Origin of the sequence: Paracoccus mutanolyticus, assembly GCF_003285265.1 — a bacterium.
In the GTDB taxonomy this organism is placed as follows: domain Bacteria; phylum Pseudomonadota; class Alphaproteobacteria; order Rhodobacterales; family Rhodobacteraceae; genus Paracoccus; species Paracoccus yeei.
The window spans coordinates 2,326,355-2,345,963 of the sequence record NZ_CP030239.1; the positions used below are offsets into that span (position 1 = coordinate 2,326,355).

At 65.1% G+C, this 19,609-nt stretch carries 22 protein-coding genes and 8 pseudogenes; 12 read left to right on the forward strand and 18 right to left on the reverse strand.

The window, feature by feature from the left end:
* The first annotated feature begins 1 nt into the window (after position 1).
* A complete protein-coding gene (locus DPM13_RS27075; RefSeq protein WP_189654662.1) occupies positions 2-505 on the forward strand; it encodes a hypothetical protein in 504 nt (167 codons plus the stop codon).
* A 166-nt stretch (positions 506-671) separates the two neighbouring features.
* Here the strand turns inward: DPM13_RS27075 and DPM13_RS27080 are convergent.
* From DPM13_RS27080 to DPM13_RS12630, 12 genes and pseudogenes are all read right to left on the reverse strand, one after another.
* A pseudogene (locus tag DPM13_RS27080) lies at positions 672-935 on the reverse strand (putative sulfate exporter family transporter); the annotation flags it as partial.
* Positions 936-986: 51 nt separating this feature from the next.
* Positions 987-1,046: pseudogene (locus DPM13_RS27085) on the reverse strand (hypothetical protein); the annotation flags it as partial.
* Positions 1,047-1,341: 295 nt separating this feature from the next.
* Complete coding sequence (locus DPM13_RS12575) at positions 1,342-1,581, reverse strand: GTP-binding protein (protein WP_112888136.1); 240 nt, start codon at positions 1,579-1,581, stop codon at positions 1,342-1,344.
* Between the two features lie 145 nt (positions 1,582-1,726).
* Positions 1,727-3,129, reverse strand: a pseudogene (locus tag DPM13_RS27700) (thiamine pyrophosphate-dependent enzyme); the annotation flags it as partial.
* Positions 3,130-3,230: 101 nt separating this feature from the next.
* Positions 3,231-3,455: pseudogene (locus DPM13_RS23350) on the reverse strand (GMC oxidoreductase); the annotation flags it as partial.
* 243 nt (positions 3,456-3,698) lie between these two features.
* Positions 3,699-3,869, reverse strand: a complete 171-nt coding sequence (locus DPM13_RS23355; RefSeq protein WP_223251999.1) for a hypothetical protein — start codon at positions 3,867-3,869, stop codon at positions 3,699-3,701.
* Positions 3,870-4,004: 135 nt separating this feature from the next.
* Entirely contained in the window at positions 4,005-4,277 is a 273-nt protein-coding gene (locus tag DPM13_RS12600) for a mechanosensitive ion channel family protein (protein WP_189654663.1), read from the reverse strand.
* A gap of 197 nt (positions 4,278-4,474) precedes the next feature.
* Positions 4,475-4,609 carry a hypothetical protein gene (locus DPM13_RS25140; RefSeq protein ID WP_262983126.1) on the reverse strand — a complete coding sequence of 45 codons (135 nt, stop codon included), beginning with the start codon at positions 4,607-4,609 and terminating at the stop codon, positions 4,475-4,477.
* 306 nt (positions 4,610-4,915) lie between these two features.
* Positions 4,916-5,125, reverse strand: a pseudogene (locus DPM13_RS12610) (3D-(3,5/4)-trihydroxycyclohexane-1,2-dione acylhydrolase (decyclizing)); the annotation flags it as partial.
* A gap of 274 nt (positions 5,126-5,399) precedes the next feature.
* Positions 5,400-5,552 carry a hypothetical protein gene (locus tag DPM13_RS12615; RefSeq protein ID WP_189654940.1) on the reverse strand — a complete coding sequence of 51 codons (153 nt, stop codon included), beginning with the start codon at positions 5,550-5,552 and terminating at the stop codon, positions 5,400-5,402.
* Between the two features lie 124 nt (positions 5,553-5,676).
* Positions 5,677-5,814: pseudogene (locus DPM13_RS23360) on the reverse strand (MFS transporter); the annotation flags it as partial.
* A gap of 606 nt (positions 5,815-6,420) precedes the next feature.
* The gene (locus DPM13_RS12630) at positions 6,421-6,906 is read right to left on the reverse strand and encodes a hypothetical protein (protein WP_112888139.1); all 486 of its coding nucleotides are present in this window, start codon (positions 6,904-6,906) and stop codon (positions 6,421-6,423) included.
* 1,537 nt (positions 6,907-8,443) lie between these two features.
* Here DPM13_RS12630 and DPM13_RS27095 point away from each other — a divergent pair.
* The 4 genes and pseudogenes from DPM13_RS27095 to DPM13_RS12650 all read left to right on the forward strand — a co-directional run.
* Positions 8,444-8,533: pseudogene (locus DPM13_RS27095) on the forward strand (hypothetical protein); the annotation flags it as partial.
* A 169-nt stretch (positions 8,534-8,702) separates the two neighbouring features.
* Positions 8,703-8,855 carry a hypothetical protein gene (locus tag DPM13_RS27100; protein ID WP_397244444.1) on the forward strand — a complete coding sequence of 51 codons (153 nt, stop codon included), beginning with the start codon at positions 8,703-8,705 and terminating at the stop codon, positions 8,853-8,855.
* Positions 8,815-8,982 carry an SDR family oxidoreductase gene (locus DPM13_RS12645; protein ID WP_112888142.1) on the forward strand — a complete coding sequence of 56 codons (168 nt, stop codon included), beginning with the start codon at positions 8,815-8,817 and terminating at the stop codon, positions 8,980-8,982. Before DPM13_RS27100 ends, DPM13_RS12645 begins: the two co-directional genes overlap by 41 nt.
* A complete protein-coding gene (locus tag DPM13_RS12650; protein WP_112888143.1) occupies positions 8,927-9,154 on the forward strand; it encodes an integrase core domain-containing protein in 228 nt (75 codons plus the stop codon). Before DPM13_RS12645 ends, DPM13_RS12650 begins: the two co-directional genes overlap by 56 nt.
* A 146-nt stretch (positions 9,155-9,300) precedes the next feature.
* Here the strand turns inward: DPM13_RS12650 and DPM13_RS12655 are convergent, their stop codons facing one another.
* Positions 9,301-9,522 carry a hypothetical protein gene (locus DPM13_RS12655; RefSeq protein ID WP_112888144.1) on the reverse strand — a complete coding sequence of 74 codons (222 nt, stop codon included), beginning with the start codon at positions 9,520-9,522 and terminating at the stop codon, positions 9,301-9,303.
* A 646-nt stretch (positions 9,523-10,168) separates the two neighbouring features.
* On the opposite strand from DPM13_RS12655, the gene DPM13_RS20935 reads away from it, so the two are divergent.
* Positions 10,169-10,327 (forward strand): hypothetical protein, encoded by a 159-nt coding sequence (locus DPM13_RS20935; protein WP_189654664.1) that lies wholly within the window; start codon positions 10,169-10,171, stop codon positions 10,325-10,327.
* A 1,014-nt stretch (positions 10,328-11,341) separates the two neighbouring features.
* Here the strand turns inward: DPM13_RS20935 and DPM13_RS19805 are convergent.
* Positions 11,342-11,701 carry a hypothetical protein gene (locus tag DPM13_RS19805; RefSeq protein ID WP_145963373.1) on the reverse strand — a complete coding sequence of 120 codons (360 nt, stop codon included), beginning with the start codon at positions 11,699-11,701 and terminating at the stop codon, positions 11,342-11,344.
* 334 nt (positions 11,702-12,035) lie between these two features.
* On the opposite strand from DPM13_RS19805, the gene DPM13_RS27105 reads away from it, so the two are divergent.
* Positions 12,036-12,398, forward strand: coding sequence for a recombinase family protein (locus DPM13_RS27105; protein WP_397244451.1), 363 nt, complete (start codon positions 12,036-12,038; stop codon positions 12,396-12,398).
* Between the two features lie 848 nt (positions 12,399-13,246).
* On the opposite strand, the gene DPM13_RS25150 is transcribed toward DPM13_RS27105, so the two are convergent.
* Both DPM13_RS25150 and DPM13_RS12685 read right to left on the reverse strand, forming a co-directional pair.
* Positions 13,247-13,387: a tripartite tricarboxylate transporter permease gene (locus DPM13_RS25150; protein WP_112888147.1), complete on the reverse strand. Its 141-nt coding sequence runs from the start codon at positions 13,385-13,387 to the stop codon at positions 13,247-13,249.
* Between the two features lie 240 nt (positions 13,388-13,627).
* Positions 13,628-13,822 carry a hypothetical protein gene (locus tag DPM13_RS12685; RefSeq protein WP_112888148.1) on the reverse strand — a complete coding sequence of 65 codons (195 nt, stop codon included), beginning with the start codon at positions 13,820-13,822 and terminating at the stop codon, positions 13,628-13,630.
* 655 nt (positions 13,823-14,477) lie between these two features.
* On the opposite strand from DPM13_RS12685, the gene DPM13_RS20945 reads away from it, so the two are divergent.
* Together DPM13_RS20945 and DPM13_RS12695 are read left to right on the forward strand one after the other, a co-directional pair.
* Positions 14,478-14,672 carry a hypothetical protein gene (locus DPM13_RS20945; protein ID WP_112888149.1) on the forward strand — a complete coding sequence of 65 codons (195 nt, stop codon included), beginning with the start codon at positions 14,478-14,480 and terminating at the stop codon, positions 14,670-14,672.
* A 327-nt stretch (positions 14,673-14,999) separates the two neighbouring features.
* On the forward strand, positions 15,000-15,284 hold the full coding sequence (locus tag DPM13_RS12695) for a hypothetical protein (protein WP_112888150.1): 285 nt from the start codon (positions 15,000-15,002) through the stop codon (positions 15,282-15,284).
* 206 nt (positions 15,285-15,490) lie between these two features.
* Here the strand turns inward: DPM13_RS12695 and DPM13_RS25155 are convergent, their stop codons facing one another.
* The gene (locus tag DPM13_RS25155; RefSeq protein ID WP_262983375.1) at positions 15,491-15,619 is read right to left on the reverse strand and encodes a hypothetical protein; all 129 of its coding nucleotides are present in this window, start codon (positions 15,617-15,619) and stop codon (positions 15,491-15,493) included.
* Between the two features lie 407 nt (positions 15,620-16,026).
* Positions 16,027-16,071 (reverse strand): annotated as a pseudogene (locus DPM13_RS27110) (hypothetical protein); the annotation flags it as partial.
* Positions 16,072-16,362: 291 nt separating this feature from the next.
* On the opposite strand from DPM13_RS27110, the gene DPM13_RS27115 reads away from it, so the two are divergent.
* From DPM13_RS27115 to DPM13_RS12725, 3 genes are all read left to right on the forward strand, one after another.
* Positions 16,363-16,971: a transporter substrate-binding domain-containing protein gene (locus DPM13_RS27115; protein WP_112888151.1), complete on the forward strand. Its 609-nt coding sequence runs from the start codon at positions 16,363-16,365 to the stop codon at positions 16,969-16,971.
* Complete coding sequence (locus DPM13_RS20950; RefSeq protein WP_189654941.1) at positions 16,899-17,201, forward strand: hypothetical protein; 303 nt, start codon at positions 16,899-16,901, stop codon at positions 17,199-17,201. The genes DPM13_RS27115 and DPM13_RS20950 overlap by 73 nt, the downstream gene beginning before the upstream one ends.
* 1,058 nt (positions 17,202-18,259) lie before the next feature.
* Positions 18,260-18,505: an AMP-binding protein gene (locus tag DPM13_RS12725; protein WP_189654666.1), complete on the forward strand. Its 246-nt coding sequence runs from the start codon at positions 18,260-18,262 to the stop codon at positions 18,503-18,505.
* Positions 18,506-19,609 lie beyond the last annotated feature (1,104 nt).

A 19,609-nucleotide genomic window follows, 5' to 3' on the forward strand; every position in this document is an offset into this window, starting at 1 on the left:
CGTGCCGGCGGTGGTGGCGACGGCCCCGCCCAGCGGCCGTCCGCCGGCCCGCCGGACGCGCATCGTCGCCGGCGGTTCGGTCGCCGTCTCGGCCAGGGCGCGGCGGCGGTCATGCCCCGGCTTCGCAGCTATTCCCTTCATCTTCGCGGGTGCCGGGCTGGTCCTGGTCTCGCGCAGCTCCGACCGGACCGGAGAGCGCAAGTTCCACACCGCCATGGGCGGGCTGATCGGCGGCATCTTTCTGGCGGCCTCGGCCACGGCGGGATCGCCGCTCGTAGGCCTTGTCCTGCTGTGCGCTGCCTGTGGTCCTATATGGGGGTTTTCTGGACACTGCCGCCGCAGTTTTTGCAGGGTGCGGCGGCCGCCACATGAAGCCGAAGAAGCCGGGCTCGACGATGGTGATCATCGCCATGGCGACGCTGAGGCCCACGACCATGAAGTTGTTGAAGGTGGTATCGAAATCGGTCCTTTGCAGGGTCTTGATGCCGACCACGACCAGCGCTGAGAACTCACGCCCCGTCCGCGACACGGCCGGATCGGGCCGGTGGTTGACGACGCCAGCGCCGGAAGCCCGGCACAGAAACACGACAACCAAGACGGCGGGCGCTTGCAGACCTGCACAGCCTGGCTTTTAAGCGCCTGCGCGGATGCCGCGGAAAGCGCGCCACCCCCAGCATCGACCAGCTCGGCAGCTTGACCAGCGTCGCCGTCTCGCCCGTCTCGGGGCCGATGGAGAAGCCCGCCCCGACCACCTGCGCCACGTCGTGAATGGTGCCGCCCAGAAACACGCCGCTGTCGCGCGGCGTGAACCCGAACAGGCCCGACAGCATCGGGTAAAGCACCATGGCCACCGTGGACAAGACCGTCACCGACAGCACGGTGAAGGCCAGGTCGCGTTCCGAGCGTTCATGGCGCGGCAACACGCGCGGCGATGCCTTGGCGGTCAGCACCGGAAAGGCGTAATAGAACCAGATCAGCTGCACCAGGACGGGCGTGTTGCGAAACAGCTCGATATAGGCCGAGGCGATCAGGTTCACCCAGCGCATCTGCGAGATCCGGCCCAGCGACAACACCAGCCCCGCCAGCAGCGCCGCCGATGCGCGCCCCAGCAGCGCCACCCCCAGCCGCGCACCGCCGGCCGGCAGCGCAACGCCCGGGGCGGGGGAGCCCCCCCCCCCCCGGACGCCCACGACATGTCCACCAGCAGCAGCGCCAGCAGCAACGACGCCGCCGTAACCGCCGCTCGCCAGCAGGAACAATGCTGTCCGGATGGAAATCGACACAGCCGACTTCGGCAACAGACGGAAGAGCCACGATTGACTCGATACCACTGCCAGTCGGTCAGCAGCACCGGCGGATGAAAGATATGCTGGACACCGTGGACCACGGACCGCGAGAGGCACGCGCCTGCAGGTGGATCAGCCCCTTGAAGCGCAGCAGATCGGCGCCGCGCTGCGCCATCAGCATCTCCATCCAGAGATCGAAAGCTGGCCATGGAATCGGCTGCTGACGGCCCGGCTTGAATTGCCCTCCCGCCCGGGTTAAGAGCACCTCGATGAAGGTGGTTTCGCCGTGCTTCATCTGTCGTCGCGCAGGGTCTTGAGGGCCTGGGTCAGCGCCAGGGGTGCCTGGTCATGATGGCATTGGACGTTTTCGTCCGGGTGTGCGAGGGTGTTCAGGATGCCGAGTTCCTCGCGATGGGTGTCGTGTTAGCGTAGGACGATTTGCGCTTTTCCGCGCCCCACTGGTAGTTGCGGAAGATCACCATGGTGATCGCCGGCCAGTCCTTGCGGCCCACAGACACCATCTCGTTCATTGAGATGCCGAAGGCGCCGTCGCCGGCAAAGCCGATCACCGGCGTATCGGGATTGCCGATCTTGGCGCCGAGGATCGCCGGGAAGCCATAGCCGCAGGGACCGAACAGGCCCGGAGCCAGGTATTTGCGGCCGGCCTCGAAGCTGGGATAGGCGTTGCCGATGGCGCAGTTGTTGCCGATGTCGGAGCTGACGATGGCGTCCGCGGCACCGCCTGCATGGCCCGACAGTCCATCGACTTCCTCAAATCGGCCCAGCCCCGCGACGCGCTGCCCCGGCTGAACCGGATCCTGCAACGCTTGGGCGAGCCTGTACTGAAGGCTCTGCCGCCCAAGCCGCAAAAGACCGAAAGGGCCTCGGTCGCGGCGCTGCTGGCCCCACGGCGCCGACACTCTGACGCAGTGGGCAAAGAGAATCGGGATGCGCCAAATTCCCCCTCTCACCGATGCCCACGGTGACCTTCTTGGTCAGGCCGATGCGGTCGGCGTTGATGTCGACCTGGATGATCTTCGCTTCCTTGGGCCAATAGTCGATGCCATAGCCCGGCAGGGTCGAGAACGGGTTGAGCCGCGTCCCCAGCGCCAGGACCACCGTTGCGGCTTTCGAACGCCGCCGCCCGGCCCCCAAGCCGGTCCCGGACCATCTGCCGCGCGCCCGCCTCGTGGGTAAGGCGCCGACGTCCTGCACTGGCTGTCGACGCCCTGCGCATCCAGCCGCTCGACCAGCGCCGTCAGGTCGGCCTCCAGCTGCCGGGCCACGTCCGAGGGCAGAAAGATCCGCCGCGATCCCAGCCAGGCCGCGGCGCGGCGCGCCCCCCCCCCGCCCGCCAAAGGCCGCGACCCGCGGCAGGATCGACCCGACACCGAGGAAATCGACCATGTCCTGCCCAACCGAGCTTTCCAGCGTCGCAGGGGATGACAACGAAATCAACGGCAGGGTTCAGCACCTCGGGCCGGGGATGCCACCGGAAAATACAGTACTTCGGCAGCGATCTGGGTTCGCACGGCATGCACGAAGGCAAGGTAGCCGTTGTTATGTTGGCGGCCTGGGGCGTCACCAGCAAAAGCGGGGTGTGGTTCCAGTAGGCGGTCTTCACCGGCGTCACAAAGCCGGTCACCCCGGGGCCGTTCTGCGCGATCATCATCGACATCTTGCCGGTCGAGCGCGTGAACCCGTCCGCCATCAGCCCGGCATTCGTCTCGTGCGCGGTATCCCAAAACGTGATCCCAGCCTTCGGAAACAGGTCCGAAACAGGCATCATCGCAGAACCGATGATCCCGAACGCATGCTCGATCCCATGCATCTGCAGAACTTTGATCAAAATCATCATCATCGTCATCTTCATCATCATCCTCTGCATCAGCAGCAAGTTCTGCTCGCACCCGCGGAATTATGCAGACACCTTCGGCACCACGATCACTCAAGGACCATGCGCGCCCTTTCGGCGATCATCATCACGGGGGCGTTGGTGTTCCCGCTGGTGATCGCCGGCATGACCGAGGCGTCGGCGATGCGCAGCCGCCCCAGCGCCCGCAGCCGCAGCCGCGGATCGACCACCGCGCCGCCGTCCGCGCCCATGCGGCAGGTGCCGACGGGGTGAAAGATGGTCGTGCCGATGGCCCCCGCCGCCTTTTCCAGATCGGCACGTCGGCGGCCGGCCGGAACTCCTCAGAGATGCGTCTCGCGGCTCGGAGCGGGCGAACGCGGGCAGCCTTGTGCCAGCGATCACCAGATCCGCGGTCGGTCTGGGTGGCCGTAGTGGCTCGGTCGCGCCTGCCTTCACGGCAATTGCCATCGATGACCGCGGCTTTCCGGCAGCAGCTGGCAGACCGATTGCGGAAGGCCAAGAAGGTGACTGGCAACTTCGTCCGCTACCCGCACCACTCATGGCAGCGGACCCGGAAGTTGGTGCATGGCGAGGCCGCGCCGGGTGCGCAGGAAGCCGAAGACCGGCTGGCGCGCCATGGCCATGGGGCCCGACCGTTTCAGCAGGTATTCCAGCCCGATGGCCGCCTTGCCCATCAGACGCGATGCCTTTTCGTTCAGCGTGGGCACGCCCCTACCTTGTATACCAGCCGAGCTGCAGATGGCCTGCCGGTTCCCGCCCACCCCCTCGGAGCGCGTCATGGACGATCTGCAATGCCGTGGAAGCGCAGGCGCTGGCGTCACCGCCCCTGAGCTGCTCCGAGTCTACGCTGGTGCCTCCCGCTCGCTCGTGACCTTGTTGTCGTAGATCAACGCCTGGGTCGGGAACGGGATCTCGACCCCAGCATCATCGAAACTATCTTTGATCTGGCGCAGCAAGTCGTTGCGCAGACCCCACCAGTCCCCCGCATGGCGGATCGGCGGCCGCGGCCGCCGAAGAGCGGGCATGTATACGGATCGTATTGCCATCGAGCTCGATTTGATCGGCCGTAAAATCGGGGTGTAGGGGATGCCGATGGCCTTGGCGGCCTCGATCAACAATGCGCAAGATGCGGCGGCGCAGGCGCGGGTCGGAAACCTGCGGCGCCATGCGTGCCGCGCCCCTCGCCCTCGCCGCGCTGGAAGGTTCCAGTTCCTGAAACAGCGTGCTGTCCTCGCGCCAGGACCAGCCCCGCCGCCCATCTGCGCCCAGCGGCCGTCATCCTCGCGCTGGCCGCGGACATAGAGCAACCCGCTCAGCGACGGGATCCGCCCAGCACCTTGCCGCGCGGCCAGTGCAGGGAGCGGCCGTTCAGGCCGGGGTCGGGCGCGGCTCGTAGCACCACGTCGAAATCCGGGTTCTGCAGTACGGAAATAGCCGACCGGGACATGGATCCAGGGCTCGAGTCGCGGTTGCCGGCTTCCAGCAGGGTGACGCGGATCTCGCCTTCGACCCGCCGATGGCTTCGCGACCACGCAGCGGGTTCGGGGCGTCGACGCGAACGGGATATTGCAGCTTGTTGTCGGTATAAAACATCGGAAGTCCTCGGATGATCGTGGAGGGAAACCGGGCGGGGTTCCGACGGCAGGCTGAGCCGCGCTGCGGCGGCCGATCAGCCGGCGCGACGCGCACCAGCGCGGCGAAGACGATAGGCCAAGCCAGGACGGGCCGATGCATCGCGGCCAGCAGCTGCCGTCGCGGCACGCGTGATGCGGTCCCAATAGCGCACGACCGATTTGAAGGCATCGTTCGCGGTGATGGTCGGATCGCCGAAATGTTCGACCTGCTGCAGCACCGGATCGGGTAGACGATTCGCGAACGTGTCACCCGCAATCAGCAACACCGGCAGGCGGTTTGCCATGGCGACGCCCGCCGTCGTCACCATGTTCAGCGCCCCCGGCCCGATGCGAGGTCGCGGCCGCCCATCCGGCCCGACAGCAAGGCCGAAGAACGGATGCAGACCACCTGCGATGGCGGCGCCGCAGACCGTCCACAGCGCGAAGGTCCGGTCCAGCCCGACGCATTTCGTCAGGTAGAGGATCGAGAGCACCGCGAAGACGTTGAAGAACACGCAGTCGAATAGCGCACGCCCATACCCGGCCCGACAGGGCGACGATGCGTTGCCGCATAGGCATTGAAGGACTCGCCCCGGTCCTGGCAGCGATTGCGCTTTGGCATTCCTAAACTCCGGGCTTTCCCGACGGTCCGACCGAGACCGTATAGCCGAAGGCCAGGACGATCGAGGAAATGAACATCGGCACCAGCACCAGCACCTCGAGCAGGCGCTTGAAGCGGATGTCGGTGCGCGTCAGCAGCGCCAGACGCCGGAGCATGCCGCCCAGCGGCAGGCGATCTGCGGATCGAGGCAAACCCGGCGCGGCTCAAGTTCATCACCTTTACGGCTTTCCCTTCGTTGCGTTCATGCCCTTCGCCACACGCCGGTCCAGAACAGGTCGGCGATAGGACGCCGGTCCGGCACAGGTCGGCATAGGGCAGCATCAGCGTCAGCGGCAGCGGCCCCAGCACCGAGATCCAGATGATGCGATGGCGCCCGATGCGGTCGCCGACGATGCCGCCGATCAGCGCCCCCGCCGCGCGCCACGAAACCAGCAGGAAGATGGCACAGCAGCAGCACCGAAACGTCGGATCGTCCGCCGGAAAATACAGCTGGTTAAGACGTATCGGCGACGACGCCTAAAGCACCTTGTCGTCCGGGCAAGGTTGGGCTGCATCGAGGTTGGTCGTGACGACCTTCTTGACGCGACCACCCGATCGCCAATCCATGTTGGCACCAGTCGGTTGCACCGCCTGCACCCACCGTGCAGCGCGCTGTTCGCGTCGCAACTGGTGCCAAACCTTACGCGCGCCATATCGGCCTCTGCTGCCAAGCCGTGTCAAAGGCTTTTCGATAGCAAGAATGTCATTGGTAGAAAATGAAAACTGAATGTTGGGTGGTTTCGGATATCGTGATTGTCTCATAACACTCATAAGAATCATTGTCAAACCTCGGAGGGCCGACAGACGAGCATTCATGACAAGCTGGCCTTGCAGGCCATAGCTGTCAGGTTCCCGTTGCTGATGGTCGTGACCATGCGGGGCGACTGCGCGCCTCTATGCCCGGTCGCTGTGCCGCAGGACGCAGGACCCCGACGACCTGGTTCAGGAAACGCTGCTGCGCGCCATCGAATTCGCGCGCAGCTATCAGCCGGGACCGAAGCTGCCGCAGTTGATCCGCAGGGAGGCATTGCTGCTGTGCAGGACCTGCCGCAGCCAAAGATCGGTGGACATCGCCCAGCTCATCTCGCTGAAAGAGATGCCTGACTGCCGATTCCCGCGGCGACGCGTTGCTCTACTCGACCGGGTCGAGACGTACTGGCCGCTGCGCATCCAGCTTCGAGTGGCTCGCGCGTCCACATCAGGCCACGACAGGGCGGAAAGATGTGCCTGGCGTCCCAGTACAAGTGGTCCGCACCTGTGCGCGCCGAAAAGGTACGATCCCGCGCCATGACCGAACGGCACCAACCGCACGAAAAACTCGCTCGGCTCCTGCAGGCTATGCGACGGCGTGTGCAGGCAGGTCAGCTCTCCGATCCGGTCGCCGTGCCGGAACCGTCCGGTGATCGAGGCGACGCGAGAGGTGAAGCTTTCATGCCCCAGAATGGGAGCGCCGAGCATGTCGGCAAGCATCGACGCCCCGGCAGGCGGCTGCCGAGGAACCGAGGCGCTGATAGAACCTGCGCGGAAGAACGCTCGAAGCCAAGCATGAGATTAACATGGTGTCATCCGTCAAGTCCGTATATGGTCTATGAGCAGGCTGCCGTAGCTGTCCGATACCGCACGACGAACTCGAAATCATCGCGATGCTGCGCGCCCGGTTGTCTGCGACCTCGCCAAATGTGTGGCCTCGCCGAATGCAGGTGCAGCGGCGATCTTGAGTTTTTGTTCGTGTTCTTCAGCCATTCTTCCACTGCCGCCCGACGGCATCCAATACGCAAAAAGCCTCTGCCATCGCCCCCCGGTGGGGTGCAGAATGGAACAGAGGCTTGCCAGCCAGATATGTTGAGAAGGCGCCTGCCGGCCTGCCACCATGCAATAGTTTTTTTATGTTCTTTTTAGGCGCCGCACCTGTGCTTTTTTATGTCTCCGCAGGCCTGCGTTCGGACCATGAAGACCAGGGCGCCGGCGTAGGGCCGGAGCGGCGGTTTCGGAAAGCTCGGACATGAACCGCCTGATCCCGCCGGTTCATGGGAAGCGCTCGTGAGGCGCCAGAAGAATGCCGGCGCGGCGTCGCGCCAGTCGCGTCACCCGACCCGCGCTTCGGCCCCGGCCGGATGAGATCGCCGGGGAGCAGGCCCTCCTCAGCAGTTCCGAACCCGCGAATGGGTCGTGCAAAAGACCCAACTGGTGAACGCGTTGCGCGCCCATCTGCAGCGCAAGGGGTGATCGTGGCCGGGGGGGCGCCGATCTATCACACCGAGCAACAAGCAGCTCGACGATATGACGACAGCGCTTCCGCAGATCGCGCGTGAGGTCGGCGCCCTGTATCTGGACAGGATCGCCCGAACCTCTGGCGAGATCGAAACGCTGGAACAGCAAATCGACGAGCATGCCCGGGAGCACGAAACCCTCGACGCATGCGCACGGTTCCCGATGTTGGATCGGTTATTGCCATGGCCGTCGAGGCGTTTACTCCGGTGGAGGGCTTCGCGCGCTTCCGGGATCTGGCCACGCACACGTGAGTACCAGAGGAAAAACGGACAGTGACGGAAGCTACGGTCTGACGTCTGCTGGTCTCCAAGGACGAGGAGATCAGAATGCGGAAACGCAGGAACCATGACGCTGGCTTCAAGGCGCGCGTGGCGCTGGAAGCCGTGATAGGCGGGGGTGAATCTTTGCTTCGTCATAGGGCTCATCCTTTGAGTGTTCTACTCTCCGGTAAACCCGGGGCGGTTCAGGAAGAAGGCATTGCTCGGCGGTGCGGCGGACATCTTCGAGCGGGGCAGCCGAAGAAACGGTCCGGTCGTTGCATGCCAAGATTGGAGAGCTGACCATCGCCAACGATTTTTTGTCACGAAAGCTCAAGCCGTGGACCGGAAAATGAAGCGGGATGATCGAGCGGGACCATCCTGCGCTGTCGATCGGGGCGCAGTGCCGTCTTCTGTCGATCTCGCGCTCGTCGTTCTGCCACGAGCCATTGGGTGAGACGGAGGTGAACCTGGCTCTGATGCAGTTGATCGACCGGCAGTTCCTGGATACACCCTTCTATGGCGTCCGGCAGATGACCTGGCATCTGCAGAACGAGGGTCACGGTGTGAACCAGAAGCGAATCCGGCGGCTGATGCGGCTCATGCGCTTGATGCCGATCTACCAGAAACCCAACACCAGCAAGCCGAGAAAGGGCCACAAGACCTATTCCTACCTGTTAGGCGGGCTCGCGTCACCGCCCCGGTCAGGTCTGGTGCACCGACATCAGCGACATACCCATGCGCCGCGGCTTCCTGTATCTGGTGGCGATCATGGACTGGCACAGCCGCAAGGTGCTCAGCTGGCGGCTGTCCAACACGCTAGAGGCCGACTTCTGCGTCGAGGCGTTGAATGAGGCCATCCACCCTGGCAGCCGGGATCATCGACACTGAGATCCAAAAGGATGTGTTCACCGACGCATCGCTGATTGTGGCGATGGCGGATGCGATCCCGTTGAAGCGCGTTGGCACAGCAGACGAGGTGGCAGATTGCGCATTGTGGCTGTTCCCTGAAGTATGAATGCGTCTATCTGCACGCCTGGGAAACAGGATCGCAGGCCAAGGCCGCAATCAACCACTGGATCACCTTCTATAACCATCGGAGGCCACACACCGCCCATGGCGGGCAGCCGCCCGCCGTGGTCTACTTCAACAGCATCGAAACCGATCAGCAGGCACAGGCAATAGCTTAAATAAGCCGGAAATCTGTCCAACCATTGGGGAGTAGCTCACGGATCCTCAGAAAGCTGAACATATTGTGTAGCATGACACGCACAATGCTCGGCATCGCCTGATATGGTTTCAGCCTGAGCATGAGTTCAATGGGCACGGCGGGTCCTCATTGGCCGATTGCATCCCACCTTGTCGGCCTTGCCGAGGGGCCCGGGATCAGCACCGAAGCGTCCCGGTCATAGACCGGCATCTGCAACACCTCGCTGATCTGCGCCGTGAAGGGCGTCAGGTTGGTGCATTCCAGCACGATGGCGCCCAGATCGGGATGCTTGGCTTTGAAGGCATCGGCCGTCTCCAGGATCTCGCGTTCCCAGACCTCATAGGGCACGGTTGGATCGACGCTGGACGAACTCGCTGTCCTCCAGGCCCTGTACTCCAGCGCACCGTCAGCATGGCCGAGATGCCGCCGATCCGAGTGATCTTCATGCCGAAGCCGTCAGCAAGCCGCTCGCCGATCGCGCGGGCGACGGTGCTCACGTCCTCGGTCACCTCGTCCAGATACAGCGGGTGGCACAGATGGGGCCGGATGTTGGCGATGGATCGCGCCAGGAACCCGCAGGAGCCTGGATGCGCAGAACGCCATGGGTTCCAGTTGGAAGGTCGCGTCGAATCCGTATCGCGCCCCATGATCCGGGGCTGGGCGGTGGACACCTCGCGCCGCGGTCAGCCGGTACAACTTGAAGTCGTGCTGGATGGAAATGTCGTGGGTGAGACCATTGCCTGCATTCCGTCGGAAGAATATGTGGACCAGGGACGAATGATCTTTGAGCGAAAGCACACCGATGGAACATGCCATAGAGTTCCGCCGCCACGCAGCAGGTGCTCATGTAAGCCTAATCTCCTGTCGCCGAAGACAGGGCCGAGAACGGTCGGCGCTGGGGCGCCAGATCGACGGCGGCTTCCACCAGCGAGCGGGTGGGCGACAGGCGCGGAAAGGCGCCCGGCAAAGCCAGGTGATGGTCAAGGCCAGCAGGATGTTGGAGCACCTGGCACCGTCCGATTACCGGCAAAGATCCGGCAAGGACGGGCGGTGGCCCATCCACCTGCCGCGTTTCGACATTCAGCGCCGGAAAGATCTCTCGCCCCAGAACCGCCAGGTTGCGGGCCCGACGATGGTCTGGCGCGGCGCGTAGGCCCGCCAGTCCGCGGACCTGCAAGGCGCAGGCCGCCATCCTGGAATTGGCCCGACCATGCGCGCCGGCCTCCATCCCGAGCGCATTGTTGACCTGCACTCCGGGGTTGGGCAGGTCTCCTGACTGGCGGATCGCGGGGTTGTCCAGCGGAACGCCACCCCGGTAGACCGGGTTTTGCCGACACGACGCCAACCGTTCGAGAGGATCATGGACAAGCCCCCCGTGATCTGGAACATGTCGGTGCGAAGCAGCCCGGCGACGTGCATGGTGGTCATCCTCCTCCTGTGCCGGCCGCCAAACGCCGCGACCGGCCGCCAACCTAGCGCGGAACGGGCGGGCTGACATCACCTTTGTTGCGGCGCACCGGCGAGACATGCCGGTCCAGTTCCCGCAAGCCCGGACCCGAGGCCGCAATGCCGCACTTCGCAAGCCGCAGCCCCGAGAGAGCGCGGGCGCGAACGGTAACGCTCGAGTTAGTCCCACCGCAGGTCTCTCCCCTGCGGGTGTCCGCTTCGAGGCGCTGAGGCATCTCGGGACGCGCGGCGTCGGCCTGCGCCCCGTCTGGTTCGGCCGGCAGCAGCAAGCGGGCCGCCAACGGGCTGCCGTCGGCAGATGAGGCAGCCGCGATCGCCATCGGCCCAACGGGTCCAGCAGCCAGCCGGGAACCGACTTCCACATCCCATGGGTTCCGTCGTGACCTGTGACGGTGCCAGTTTCCGGCATTGCCGGAAAAATGCGCGGTATCATCCCATACCTTTCCGACAGGGCGCCTTTGCAGGCAGGTTTCACGCCAGGACGGCCAAGCCAAGCCGAGGGAGGACCCCGATGCTTCAGTTCGTCCGGTGTCTGTCCATTCCGAATCGTCAGTGGTGCCGGAACCGGCCAAGGACCATAACGGGCGCGGCCCGATTGGCCGTCACTACCGCATATGGCGGCCGCTTCGGCCATCATGCCGTCGGTGTCGCCATGTCCGCGAACCATTCGTATCCAAGGGGATCAGGGCGTCGCCGTAGTTCACCTCGAAATACTTGTGGTGCTGGCATGGCCTGCGCGCTGGCCTCGACCAGCGTCCACCACCTCCTCGATTCGCCCTTGGGCGCGAGCTGCCCGACAGCCATCGCGATCGCCGTTGATGCCGAGATCGGAAAGCGGGCACGCCAATGGCCTGACTGCGCACAACCGGCGCGGGCCGCGCGGCTTGAGATCGGTCGCGGCCGAGAAGGCAGAAGAAGGCGCGATCGATGTGGCCGCCGACAAGATCTTTCGACTCGGCGGTGTATTGGCGTGCACGTAGTCGACCGTATAGCCCGAAAGCCGCGCGACGATGCTGGCACGGATCGTCCCCGACGAGGCCGCGCCTCGGAGCTTGGTCAACCGCTCCTCCTAGGTCGCCCTGCACGACTCGAACCTATCCTCAGGCAACCTTGACAGGAGACTCGCAGGCCGCGTTGAAATGGCCCATCAGGTTGACGACTTCCTCATCGCCCAGGTGCAGGGGCGTGACCTGCACGTTGCAACCGTTCGCCACCGCATATCCGTCGGCTTGGGACTGCGCCTGATCGAGCCGATCCCCGGTGCGGCCGGCTCGTCGCCACCCGCAACGGCGGCCCGCAAGCCATCCTCGACCGCATCGGCCACGGGCTGGCGGTCGATCCCGCCCGGCCCCGCGCCATCGCCGCCGGCTGCGGCTGGTGCGCGACGCGGGCCTGTGGCGGCGGCTGTCGCAGAAGGCCGATGCGACGCTGCAGGTTCGGCAGGACGACAAGCGATCGCATATCTCGAGGCTCCTGTCGGCAAAAGCGGCCTCGGCTTGGAAGGCCAGAAGCGCGACATTGCGATCTTCCTAGAGCGCTTCTCAGAGGAACCCTACGAGATCATTGCCGAGCACCAAGACGTCCAGACCGGCAAGGACGATGACCGCCCCCAACTGGCCGCCGCTCTCGCCCTGGTCCGTGCCACGCCCGGCGCTGAACTCCTCGTCTCGAAGCTCGACAGGCTAAGCCGACCGCGCGCAGGGGCGAGGCACCGGACATGCGGGCGCTCTGCTCAAGCTCGGGGTGAACCTGCATGATCCCGGAGCGACCAGCACGCCATAGGGCAGGAACTTCGCGATCATCGCCAGAAGCAAGGACATCGAGGTGAAGAACTCCTACTGGTCGGGCCAGTGGGTCATCCTCATGCGGTCGCCTGATTACCAGCAAGAAGTGCCATTGGTCAGCGTGCGGTCCAGCAGGCAATCGGACATGCGCCTGTTCAAATCCGCCAATGCGGTCCTGTCCTTCCTTTACCAATATGGCGTCGGCGCGCCTCACCTGCCCTTGCGACCATCGGAACGTCGCATCGGGATCATGCTTGACCCGCAGACACGTTGTTCGCGGATTCCGCCGCCGCGATCTCGTGCAACGAGCCGCCGGTCGATGTCTTGCCACGTCAGACGCCCGTTTGACCTCGCCATAGGCCAGGAAGCAGCCGCGCTCGACCCCAAGCCCGGCAGGGCGCCGACCACGGTGCCGATACCCGTCGACTTCAGGATCGTCCCGAAAACCGAACGGTATTCGCGAAAGCTGAGCCGGTTGTCGGCGGGATTGGGCGAGATGCTGGGCCAGTCGTCTCGACGATCTGGGGCTGGCGTTCACCCAGATCACCTCGGGCATGGGAGGTGCGGGCGAGAAGGGCCTTGCCTGCCTGAAGGGGCGCGAATCCGAATTCCGGGCCGGTTTCGACCGGGCGCTGGATTACGCGCAGGCCATCGGCTGCAGGACGCAAGCCCCCAAGGCACCGATTCCCCGGATCGAACCGACCACCGTGAAGGCAAAGACCAGCAGCCAACGCTTCTTCGGATGCGGACCTCGCCTCGGGGATCCCAGCGAATCGGCGCAGCCACGGTGATCAGCAGCAGATGTCGCAAGAACCTGCCGGTCACCGAGGCTTACGGCGCCTGGCACAGCGCCTTGCCCGCCTGGCCGCCCGCGCCAGCGCGTGCCCGTCGACCGACGTCACGAAGGTCGCCGCCGCACCGGGCGTGTTGATCAGGATCGAGGTCGTCGAGCCGCCGAACATCGCGCCGAAGTAGACCGCCAGCAGGATGAAAGCCCGCGGCCGGTTCGACCTGGAAGGTCGCGGGCAGCATGATCGGCAGCCCGAATGCAGAACGGGTGCAGTCCGACAGCACAGCAACTGCCCATGCAACGCAGTTCACTGAACCATCCGACGACGTTTCTGCCACCCGCCCGTCGCAATCCAACGGACTGTTCGTCGGCAGGGCAGCCGCGCGGCCCGGTGGATCCGCATAGACCCGGATCAGTCCGCAGGCATCTCGTAGATCTCGGAGATCAGCGGCCAGCGATAGCGCGAGAAAATGGCGCTTTGCACCAGCATCACCACGGCCATGTAGCTCAGCACATAGGACATCGCCTCCTGGAAGGTGGTGACGACGATCTCGACCCCGAAGAACAGATAGGTCAGCGGTGCCAGGATATAGACCAGCCGGATCAACGGCAAGGCCGTCGGTAATGATCATAGCCTGCGGGCGAAATGCGCGATGATCTGCGGGTCAACCCCGACGCGGAAAACGCGGAGGACCCCGCCACGACACGCGGCTGTCCAGGGGCACGATGTAATCCTCGTGCACGCGGGCCGGGCCTCGGGTCAGGATCAGGATCCGGCGGCCGATCAGACCGGCCCGCATCGAGTCGACAAACGCCGGTTCATGGCTGCCTCCGCGACAGCCCGTTCCAGCCCTCCGCCCGGTCAGCGATCGCCGGCCGGGCGTCCTCGGCATCCACCCCGGGCAGTGCGTTCGCGATGGCAATGGCCTGGTTCAGCAGGGCCGCCGGTTTACCACTGCGCCGTCTTATTACCCGCAAGATACGGCGAACATTCCGGAAGACGGATATCAAAACAACCGCAAAAGATTTATCTCATATGAGGGGCGATCCGCTGACGATGAACAGCAAGCAACATATCATCTTGCGGAGAAAATCGGACAGCTCTTCTTCGAAGACATTCCGGACTCGCACCGCACGCAGCCAGCGACCAGCGCGATGATTGCCAGCCTGGAAGCGGAGCTGGGACAAGCTGTACCTGCGGACTAGGCGGCGTGTGACCGAGGCCCGAGCTGTTCGAGGAAGCACGGAACGGCGACACGCCTGTGATGGTCAAGCGGGTCGTGGACGATATCGACGAGATCGTGCGCGCGGTCAGGTTCGACGGCTGGCAAGCCACGCACGCGGGTGAACGCGAGGTCAAGAAGGCGCTTCGCCAGACGCGCTTTCGTCTGCGAACAGCAGGTCGTGGATTTCGCGTTCCAGACGCGCGGCAGATCCATCGGCAGGCGCGGACCTGATCGACGCCCAGATCGACCTCGGCCTTGACGACCTAGTCGCAACAAACGGCGAGACCAGATTCGAGCCTGCGCCGTTTCGAGCCTGTCGACAGACGAAGCGGTGCGCGCTGCCATAGGACGATCCGCTGGCGTCCTGCGCGGTCGTCACGACCGCAGCGACCTCGGGAAGCGCGCGTCGCGGCCTTTTTGCCTCCCATCCCACCTTAACAGCACGGCCGAGGCCTTTGCCCACAAGGCGCGCCGTTACGTCCTCGCCGAAACGCAATATTTTTATCCTCTGCTTTCCGATGGCGATCGGCCTGGCGCTGATGCGAGCGTCGACCCGTCGTGGCCAAGGTGACGGGCCTGTTCATCGACGCCGTCCGTTCCGTCCGTTCGCTGCCGCTGCTGGCGATCCTGTTCACCGCTGCCGTGGTCCTGCCCTTCGCCTTGCCCGAGGTGCTGATCGGCCAGAAGCTTTATCGCGTGATCTTGGCGCCTATCAGGCCGAGATCCTCGGAACCCAGCCACCCCGCACGGTCGCAGGCATCGGACACAACGCGTCACCTCTTCTTTTCAAACCACGTGAGCAGTCTGACAACTCGACCGCAATTGCCGTACTGCTGCGCATGATCAAGTCAGCTCGTCCTGCTCGGATTCAGCAGCTTGGATCGGATGCGCTGAGCTCGCAGAGAATCTATTCTACCGGCCGTTGGCTGCTACTTCCTGCGCAGGAATGCGCCAGTCGTCAGCGCCGGCTCGAACTGCGCGGCAAGCCGGCGAGCATGGCGGCCGGTTGCCGACGCTGGCGGCGAGCTCGATCAGCGCGCCGCCGAGGATCACCTTGCGCGATCACGCATTGCGCTGCTTGTGCGCTCCTTGGCCGCTTCGCGGTTCTTCAGCGCCTGCAGGCGGGCCTTGGCCTGGGCATAGCGCTTCTCGGCGCGTTCGAGTTCGGTCTCTGCCATGGCGGTTCCTTTCGTCCCAAGAATGCCGCAGATTGAAAACGGGCTTGCTCCAGCTGCGCGGTGTTGATCGTGCCGGCAAGCCCGGTGCCGCCCTGCGGCGTCCCCAGCGCCACCATGCTCGGCCAGCCAGCCGCCCCGCCTCGCGATTGTCGACGCCGATGCAGGGCAGCGGCGAGTTCGCCAGGTAGTTCCAGATCGCCAGCAGCGGCACGCGCTGCTCGTCGATCAGCCGGAAGGTGCCGGGCGGATCCAATCCGTCCACAGCCAGGAGCTTCACGCGATGCTCCAGCGGGGCTGGGGGAGAGACTGATGCGAAAGAATCTGCTCGCCAGCAGCCTGAAGCCGGCGCTGACGGTGTCGTTGAACGCCTGCACCAGCTTGTCCCAGTCCTCGGCGGAGTGCGCCGCCATGATCGGGGATTCGATTTCCAGTGCATGCTGGCGCGACTGCATGCGGAAACCCGGTTGCAGCTGTACGCCGGGTCGACCTGTACGCGGTCGGCGGTGTAGCCAGGTCAGGAACCGATCATCACCCCATCAAGTTGGCCAATCAAACCCCCAAACTCCACACGTCCCAAATCCCCACGTTAAAACGATATCTAGCAAAATCATACACAACATAACAGCCAAGAAATCATAGTCAATCATGAGAACTGAAGAAAACACTTGCAAGAGTAGATTCAGCGACTTAAGTCAACGATCACGGCTACAGGAAGAACTACGGCTCATGGCTTTCACTGCGAGATGCGCGCGTTCCGAGTTTGTCACCGTGCCGCAGATCCTATTCGCCCCCAGCCGGTGGCGGGCAGCAGCACATGCGCAAGCCGCGTCGTGACAGGTCCGACCATCTCGACGATATGCCTCGGCCAGGACGCGGCCGGGGTCGCGGATCTTCTGGCCCGACTGCTCGAACGAGGCGGGGGGCACCGCATAGGACAGACCCAGGCCCGTCGCCGCCGACCAGATGGCGCCCGCCAGCATCCACGCACGCAGCGGATCGCCCGAGATAGCCGTCCACAGCACGGGGCTTGGCAATCGTCTCCCTGGGGCTTCATTGACGCCGAAGGAGAGGTGAAGGGACAATCCACCGACGTCCACGCATGGCACCTGTCCGCGACCGCGCAGCTTGGCATCACCGAGATCGAAACCGTGGTGACGGAATTCGGCGCGCTTATCCCCGGACTTGAATCGCACCGGTTTGATGTCGTGGCCGCCGGCCTCTTCATCAACCCCGAACGCTGCAAGATCGTTGCGTTCGCCGTGTCTCGGGTCAGGCACGGATGCAGTGCATTGCAGAGGCTATCCTGGCGCGCAATCCTGATGCCGCCGAACACGCCGTCCGTGAGCACCTGACCGAGGCGGCGCAGATCGCCAAGCGCCTGCTGGAGAGCCGAGGCCTGGTGGCGGTGCCGGCAGCCAGGACAACGTGCGCCGCGCCTTCAGTGCGGCGTCGCGCCATCGGCGTCGGCCCCGGGAATGACGCGGTGATCGTGGACGAAGCCGCCGACCCGACGGCGGCCGCCGGCAAGATCGCCGCCTCCAAAGCCTTCGCTCGCCACCACCTGCGCGCGGAAACGCGCTGATCGTGGCCGATCCGGATCAAGCCGCCTTCCTGGCGGCCTGGCGGCCGAGGGCGACCAGTGCTGCGCCGCCGGCGCTGGGGATCGTCGCCCGAACTGCTGGCATGGCGCGCCGCCTCGCGCACCGCCGCCAGAGGCAGATGAAGGATATCGACAAGCTGGGGCATCGACAGGAACTGGCCTGCGCGCAACTCTCCCTGGCGCAGCGCCTGGACGAGCGCGGCCCCGACGCATCCGCTGTTGAGCGAAATGCTCGCCCCATGCCGCGCTTTACGCTCCCGCGATCTCGACGCATGCGGCCGAGTCGGGCTGCGCATCCTGATGCATCAGGGCGTCGGTCCATTCGGTCGGGCTCATTCGCGTCGACAGCGACAGCCCGCTGGGGCGCGAGTTCAGTGCCGGGCTGCATGCCATCGGCTATATCTTCATCCCGGTGGCGGGGATCATGGCCTCGATCCCTTTTCGGCCTGTCGTGGGCTGCGGTGGCGGGGCGGCTGTTCCATGCTGGGACTGGCCACGCTGAGGCTGGGCGGGCATTACCTGCAGCGTCACCAGCGTTGTGCGCCCGATTTCGCCGCGCGAGCCGGCGCGGACGAGATCTTTGCGGCTGACCCGCGATATCGCGCACAAGACGGACGATGCCCCGGCGAGGCGGCGTGGAGGACGGACCGTGACTGACCTGACCCTGTCGAACCGGAGCCGAATTTTCCCCGGCGACGGCGAAATGGCCTGGCGCGAATGCGCGATGAGGCCGCCCGCATCGGCGGGCATCAGGATCGTCTAGCACCAGCCATGGCAGCTGCGACGGCACTGACAGGTTCAATGCGAGAAAAAGGGTCAGGGCGGCGGTGAACCGCCCCGGGTTTACCGGAGAGTCTTGTGGTCGCCGGGGCCGAGGCCGTCGGCTACGCGCTTTCGCATGCCGGTGCTCGGGCACGCGGCTGGATCCCCGCCAGCGCGACTTGCTCGAGAACGCCTGACCGCCCATCCCGCCGCACCGGTGATGAGACTGGGATACCGCTCTGGCCAATGCCCCGGCCGACATCGCCCCGGCCGAGGTGATGGCGGATGACCCGGCCGTCCTCTACTACACCTCCGGCTCGACAGGGATGCCAAAGGGCGTGCTGCATGCCGCGCGCGGCCTCTATGCTTGGCGCGGCTCGGCCACGGTTCTGGCTCCACTCGGCACCCGGCGACCGCGCCATGTCGTATGGCCAGTCGAGCACATCAACGGTCTTTGCCGACATCTGGCGCCGCCGCCCGAGCGGCCGGGGTCGTGTGCGAGCGCATCTCGGCCGCCATTCTGATACGGTTGCGAACGGCACGGGGCCACGCGTCTGGCGTTGCTGGATCATCTGATCGGATGCGAGGGCGGCCGGCGGCGAGGCCGGGCGCGGCTGCGCTTTGGCGCTGGCTTCGGCGGCGCTGGCGCCCGAGGTGGTCGGGATTCGAGCGCCGCCGGCATTCCCATCGTCGAGACCATGGGCCGACCGAGACTGCGGCGCAGATCATGTCGAACCTGCTGCCGCTGGGCAGCGCAAGATCGGCTCGCCCGGCCGGGCGGTGAGGCATACCAGGTCGCGATCCTGTCGCCCGACCTGCGCCCGCTGCCGCCCGGAGCCGAGGGCGAGTCGCCGTGCGCGGCGCCAATGTCATGCGGGGCTATCAGGGCGACCCGGCCGCGACCGCAGCCACGCGACCGAGGACGGCTGGCTGCGCACCGGCGACCTGGGGCGCATGGACGAGGCGGGTATGACTTTGTCACCGTGCCGCTGGCCGTCTGGATCCTGGAAGGCTTCAGCGCGGCGCCCCGCGCGAGATCGACGAGGCGCTCTACCCCATACCGACGGGCATTCGATTCCGCGGCCTTTGCCCGCATCAGCCCGCTATGGCGGTGGTCGACGACATGCTGCACGCGCTTTGGTCGCGCCGGATGGCGCTCAGCCGCCGGGGCGAGCATCGATCTGCGAGCAGCGGTCGGGAAAATTCATGTCGCCGGCGTGGGCATCTTCGCGGAGACGACGGACACCTGGTATCTCTCGGGCAAGATCCATGGCGAACCAGCCCCAGCCGACGGAAAAGCGCCCAGGCGGCAGGAATTCGGAGGCCGCATATCGCGAATACGGCTCGGCGCAAAGCGCCAGAAGACCCGACGCGACCGGCTGTATCCGCGGCCCATTACAGTGAACCGCGCGACGGGCCACCGGGTCCGTGCGCGAACACATCCACCCGCATAATCCAGTGGAAGCAGTACAGTCCTGGTGGGACTCCGAGGATGCGGACCGCGTCGTTCGCATGCCTTCGTCGGTGATTGATGACGGTGTGGATGCGCGCCAGCGGGCAGAGCAGCAGGCTGGAGCGCTGGTCGAATTTCGAGCTCGGGCCGGCCAGTTCTTCGCTCTCGCCAGTCC